General features: G+C 60.0%; 4 protein-coding genes. 2 read left to right on the forward strand and 2 right to left on the reverse strand.

Annotation, left to right across the window (positions count from 1 at the left end):
* Nucleotides 1-92: 92 nt before the first annotated feature.
* Nucleotides 93-866, reverse strand: a complete 774-nt coding sequence (locus tag Q0J81_RS10135) for an ABC transporter permease (protein WP_294447618.1) — start codon at nucleotides 864-866, stop codon at nucleotides 93-95.
* Nucleotides 867-1,030: 164 nt separating this feature from the next.
* On the opposite strand from Q0J81_RS10135, the gene Q0J81_RS10140 reads away from it, so the two are divergent.
* Entirely contained in the window at nucleotides 1,031-1,291 is a 261-nt protein-coding gene (locus Q0J81_RS10140; protein ID WP_294447620.1) for a HypC/HybG/HupF family hydrogenase formation chaperone, read from the forward strand.
* A gap of 315 nt (nucleotides 1,292-1,606) precedes the next feature.
* Here Q0J81_RS10140 and Q0J81_RS10145 read toward each other — a convergent pair whose 3' ends face one another.
* Nucleotides 1,607-4,873 carry an AsmA family protein gene (locus Q0J81_RS10145; RefSeq protein WP_294447621.1) on the reverse strand — a complete coding sequence of 1,089 codons (3,267 nt, stop codon included), beginning with the start codon at nucleotides 4,871-4,873 and terminating at the stop codon, nucleotides 1,607-1,609.
* Nucleotides 4,874-5,016: 143 nt separating this feature from the next.
* Here Q0J81_RS10145 and Q0J81_RS10150 point away from each other — a divergent pair.
* On the forward strand, nucleotides 5,017-5,831 hold an 815-nt coding region (locus Q0J81_RS10150), incomplete at its 3' end, for a hypothetical protein (protein ID WP_294447622.1).

Below are 5,831 nucleotides of genomic sequence, written 5' to 3' on the forward strand. Positions count from 1 at the left end.
TGGCGGAAAAGTCCTTCAGCACGAGATGATCGTCGTAGCCGCCGTCAAGATGTTCCAGGGTTATGTCCCATGCTTGCTGATTCATGCGGGCCTCAGAGCAGGAAAGAGGTGAGGACATAGTCGGCCATGAGTATGAGCACGCAGCTCATGACCACGGCGGAGGTAGTGGCGTTGCCCACGGCTTCCGCACCCTTGCCGTCGCTTCTTCTGTGGGCGTTGTAGCCCTGAAAGCAGCAGATGGTGATGACGATGACGGCAAAGACTACGGCCTTGAGAAAGCAGCCCTCCACGTCGTCCATGGTGACGCTCGACTCTATGCCCGAGAAGTAGCGACCCTCGTTGAGCCCGAGCAGTACGCAGGCTGAAAGATAACCGCCGAAGATGCCCACGACGGTAAAGATGGACGTAAGCAGGGGAAAGGTGATCAGCGAGGCGAGAAGCCTCGGCGTGACGAGATAGCCCGTGGGATTGATGTCCATGACTTCGAGGGCGTCAATCTGATCGGAAATGCGCATGACGCCTATTTCCGCCGTCATGGCGGAACCGGCGCGCGCCGTGACCATGACGGCAGTGAGCACGGGAGCCATTTCACGGATGAGCGTGAGAGCCAGAAGGGAACCGAGCATGCCCTGAGCGCCGAACATGGACATGGCATAGAATGCCTGAAGTCCGAGAACCAGACCGGTGAACAGGCCGATGAGCAGGATGACGAACATGGACTTTGCCCCGATGACGTATACCTGCTGGAGAACCTTGCCCGGAAGACGACGGGCATGGAACGCCTGTCTGAACCCTTCAAACAGGAACAGCGCCATCTCGCCGAGACGGTTCAGAAGATTCAGGACGGGTGCGAAGATTTCATTCATGATGGTACATTGCTCCGGTGGATAAGTAGACGGACGTTAGCCGATTTCACGCCATTTGGCAACGTATGCTCCCTGCCCGGACATGATACGCTTGCATGATTTTCCTCGCCGGAGTATGGAGAAAGATTGAATGTTCATTGCGTCATTTTCAGGAGAGTGCCGTCATGTGTCTTGCCGTTCCCGTTCGCGTCGTGGAAGTGCCGGAAGAAGGAAAAGCCCGCGTCCAGGTTGGCAGCGGGGAAAACTTCATGGACATTTCCACGCTGCTTCTGCCCGAAGCGCCTCGTCCGGGCGACTACGTCATTGTTCATGCGGGCTTTGCCCTGCGTACGCTTGATGCTGCGGAAGCCGAGGAGTCCATCAGGATTTTCCGTCAGATCGCGGAACTCGGCGTGAACGAGGGGCGGGCGCTGGAACAGATCTGACCGTCTGCGTTTCGCGGCGGACGACGTGTCTGCGTGGCGTGTCGGCACTTGTTTCTCATCGCCGTGGATGCTGCGGCTTCGCCCGGAACGTCCAGGCATCCGCGCAGGCGTGTCTTGACAGACATGATGCCGTTGCCGGATTCCTTTTGGGGCGGAGCATGGCATTTATGACGATGCCGCGCGAAAGGCGCTCTTGAATCATACGGCCTTTGCGCTTGCGGCAACGCGCCGTTCCGAGCGGCACAGGCATCCGTGGAATTTTTTTGCTGCCGCGCCGATGGGCCTGCATTCCCGGGAGGCATGCGGGCCTTCTTTTTATTTCATGAAAAGCCTGAAGGGTGCCGAAAGCACGCCGCCTATGAGGTCGATGACCCCTGAGCCTATGTTGCCCACCGTGCCCGTGACGGCGCCGAGCAGCTGATAGGTTATCTTGGGGGAGAAGAGGTTGCCGGTAATGGAAACCGGCATTTCCGGGATGCCTGCGAGGGTGACGGTGGCCTCGGCGTTTATGCTTTCCGAAGCAAGGTTTGCCGTGCCTTCTCCCACGATGGTGAGGGGAGAGCCCTTGATGAGAAAGTCCCTGCACGTGGCTATGCCCTTTGCCAGAGCGATGCTCATGGACATGGTCTTGAATTCCGTGCGGGATTCCTTTTTCGGTGTTTCGCCGTTCCCTTCGGATCGGGTGATGATGGCGCCGTTTGAAACGAGAAGCGAGAGCCTGCCGTTCAGCCCGCTCTTCCAGTCCTCCCAGTGTTTCTGACGGGACTGCAGGGAGGCGTCGAAGGTGCCTGTGCCGCCTATGCGGGTTTTCTGGCCTCTGTCGGTGCTGAAGTTCAGCATGTTCATGTTGCGGCAATGGGTGGAGAGCGAAAGCTCTGCGGCCTTCCTGTCGGCCGTGAGCGCCGCCTGAAAACTGCCGTCCGCCTGTCCGCCGCCGGGAAAGACGGCCTTGAAGGGGGCGATGAGCACGCCGTTCTTCTGGGAGACGGGCAGCGAGACCTGAGCGAGCGTGGTCGAAAAGGCGCGCAGGCGGTCCATGGAAAGAGAGAGCGTCATGTCCGTGCCTTCAAGAAAGGAAAGCGGCAGAGGCGTTTTTTTGGCGGGAGCGGAGGAGCTTTCGGCCGTGGAGCGATATTCGTCGACATTGAGGAAGGGCATGCGCAGGCTGCCGCTCAGGGTCGGGCGGCCGGAGAGTGACTGATGGAGCGCGCCGCTGAAGCTCGTGTCGTCCAGTTTGCCCTTCAGATTGTCGAGGCTGAGCTGATTTGCGGTGACGGTGACGTCGGCATCCGCTTCCGCCTTCCGGAACGTGGTTTTCCCGGCAACGGAAGGAAGTGAGAGGCCGAAGAGCGCCGCGCATCTGCGAAGCGAAGGCGTGGAAAAGCCGAGTCTGCCGGTCAGCGAAAGCTTGTCCGGCACGTTCGAGGCGGAAACTTTGCCCGTAAGCGTGAAATTGTCGTGGCGGAGCGCGGCGTCGGTCATGGACACGGTGCCGGTTGCCGCATTGTAGCTGCCATTGCCGGATACGGTGAAGTTCAGGTCCTCGGCCAGAAGGTCAAAGAGCGCTTTTTTCAGTGATACCTGAAGAGAAACCGGCTGGTTGCGCATGGCAGAAGGCAGACCGTTCTTCGTGCTGAAGGAGAGAGCCGCCTGTTTTGCCTCGGCGGAAACCGACCAGTTTTTTGCGGCAAGATCCACCTTCCAGTGTCCTCTGAAGTCCATGAGCGAGGGCATGGCGCTCAGATTTTTGGCGGGAGCGGCCGAGGCCTGGGCACTCACGGCAAGCGAGGCATATGACAGAGGTGTTCCCCCTTTTTTCAAGGTGAGAAGTCCCTGATCCAGCGTTGCCCGTACGTTTCCGCCGAGCGTGCTCAGCATGGTGAGTGCGGAGCCGGGAGCAAAGGAGAGATCTACGGAGCCTTTCCTGAGCAGGCCGGTCACGGCAGGATAGCCGGCAAGAGCCCGGGTAAGGCCGTCCATGGTCACCTTGTCGAGATCGGCCGTTACCCGGACTTTGTCGTCCAGAAAGACCTTTGACGTCGCCTTGCCCCCGTACAGAGCGCCGACAACGATGTTCAGCATGGGATGTCCCGCCGGGGCGGGAACGACGTGCACGTCCGCTCCTCCTGCGCGGAAGTTCATGATGTCGGCCGTGTCTGCGGAAATGTGGATGTCGTATCCTACGGTGATGTGATCATCGTCCTGCCCGCTTTCTTCTTCCTCTTCCTGCGAGAGCGGCAGCACCGGAGGCGGCAGGTGCGACATGTCGGGCGTTTCGCCGCTGAGTTCGGGGAAGATGCGGTTGAGGTCGACATGGGCCGCATGGGCGCTGATGAGAATTTCCGGTTTGAGATATTCCCTGCAGCTTCCCGAGCCTTCCAGCTCCATGCCCATCACCTGCGCCTTGAGACGGGGCACCGTCACGCCGTGAAGGCTGAGTTCCATGTCCTCAAAGGAGCCGGTGATATTGTCGAGGGCGCGCTGAAGGCCTGCGGTCATGGCCTGTCCGAAGCCGAACCAGCGGGCCAGACTGAAGTGACGAATGTCTGCGCGGCCGTGCAGCACGGGATCGCCGTCCATGAGTCCCGTCATGTTGCCGGACAGGATGACGTGGTCGTCTTCCATGCGGACGTCGGCATTTTCAATGGTCACGAATGCTGCGTCGTCGCGCTTGGCAAAGGGCACGGAAACAGCGATGGGCACGGGGTGTCCGTTCATGATGAGCGTTGCGGAGGCCTCTGCCGTGCCCTGAGCGCCGTAGAGGTTCTGTTCCGGAGCGGCGGAAAATTCTCCGGCGAGCGAGACCTTCAGCGGCTCGGGCATGGGGAAATAGCGGTAGGGGCCGGCTATGGGGTGTCCCATGACGGCGTCGAGCGAGGCAAGCTGAAGATTCGAGGAGAATGCCGCGTTGCCGCTCCAGACGCTTCGGTGATTTCTGCGCAGAGAGGAGATGGCAAAATGGGTGTTCTGCGCCGATGCCTCGAGTCCGGATGATGCCTTGTAGCGCATGTCGGCTACATTGAGCTCAAAATGTCCGGGAATGAGTCCCGGAAGCCTTGCGCTCGCGTTGATGCCGGAGATTTCCAGGTGTCCTCCGCCTGATTCGCCGGTGATGCGGCAGGTGCCGTTTTCCACGTGGAGGCGCACCCCGGTGATGTGGTAGGGCAGAGAGAAGGGCTCGGCTTCTTCGGCGTCGTTTTTCTTTTCATGAATGAGCTTTTCAAGAATGCCGCTGGAAATGTCGAGCGTGGGACTTTCCAGAGTAAGGGAACGCACCGTCGGACTGAGGCGCAGAAGCGAAAGGTAGCCTATCTGGATGTGTGCTTTGCGTACGTGCAGCTCAAGATCGTCCACGCTGCCGCGCAGCAGCGCGAGATCAGAGGCATGAATGGTGGGAAGAGGAAAAAAGGAAAGGGACACTTCGCCTATGCGGCACTGCACGGAAAGCTTTGATTCCAGAAGCTGAGACACGGTAAAGGCCAGACGCGAAGGCTGAAGCCATGCGAGATAGCCGTAGACCGCCGCAGTGAGAAACATTCCCCACAGCAGCAGAAGTATGGTTCCGAGACGCGGTTTCCGCATATTCCCTCTTGACGGGCCGCGGTACTTTTCGTACCGATTTTTCATGCCCGGGCTGCCCGCATAGTAGAAAACTTGCCGTAAGTGCACAAGTAGTAGAAAAGGGCCGCCGCCGATGACCCGTCGGAAGGGCGACAGGAGTATTCATGACGTTCTATGTCTGCGCGGCGCTTGCCGTGCTTCTCATCGCCGGTCTTTCCGGTGCAGTGCTTCCTTTTGTTTCCGTATGGGACCACAGACTGGCCACGGCGCGCCGCCGTTCTCTGTACGACAAGAGCGCCGGACAGACGGAGGCGTTCACGGCGGCTCTTCAGGTACTTGTGGCGCTGGCGCTTGCCGCCGATCTTCTGGCCGGGGGCTGGATCAACCGGCTCATGACGGGGCCGTGGGCCTTTTTATGGGAGTGCCTCGTCATTGTTTTCGCCGTGGCCGCCCTGTGCGCCGTGGCGGTGCTTTTCGTCAAAAAGACCGGCAAGATGGTCTTCGGCGTGCTGTCCGGCCTTGCGGGCACGCTTGCCGCGTGCGTCCTCTGCGTGCTTGCCTGGGGATTCTGCCTCGGTGCGCTTTCCGCGGGCACGGGAGACGAAGAGAAGGCCGTGCATGCCTTCCTCGTGCTCATGGCGGGCATGCACAGCCTTGGATTCATGATCTTTGCGGCCTTTTCCCTGTTCCTCGGTCTGACGGGCGCGTATGCACTCGCCCTGTGCTGGCATATCCTTTGCCGCAACCGTGACGACTTCGGCCGCGATTTCTATACCTTTACGCTGTCCATGCGCGCCCGTCAGGCCGCCTGTTCGGCGCTTCTGCTTACGGTTTCCGCCGCGGCCATGTTCTGGCTCACGCCCGTGGTCGAGGCCGGGCACGCGCTGGAGCTGCTGCCCTTTGCCCGGGAATACGCCTCCCATGCCCTGACGGCGGGAATGTTCTGTCTGCCTCTTGCCGCGCTTCTCTGGTTCGCCAT

Origin of the sequence: uncultured Mailhella sp. (genome assembly GCF_944324575.1) — a bacterium.
Classification (GTDB): Bacteria; Desulfobacterota; Desulfovibrionia; order Desulfovibrionales; family Desulfovibrionaceae; genus Mailhella.

Bases quoted from the DNA above. Each gene is read 5' to 3' on its own strand.
- Q0J81_RS10145 (WP_294447621.1), bottom strand. From the start codon at position 4,873: ATGCGGAAACCGCGTCTCGGAACCATACTTCTGCTGCTGTGGGGAATG.
- Q0J81_RS10140 (WP_294447620.1), top strand. From the start codon at position 1,031: ATGTGTCTTGCCGTTCCCGTTCGCGTCGTGGAAGTGCCGGAAGAAGGA.
- Q0J81_RS10135 (WP_294447618.1), bottom strand. From the start codon at position 866: ATGAATGAAATCTTCGCACCCGTCCTGAATCTTCTGAACCGTCTCGGC.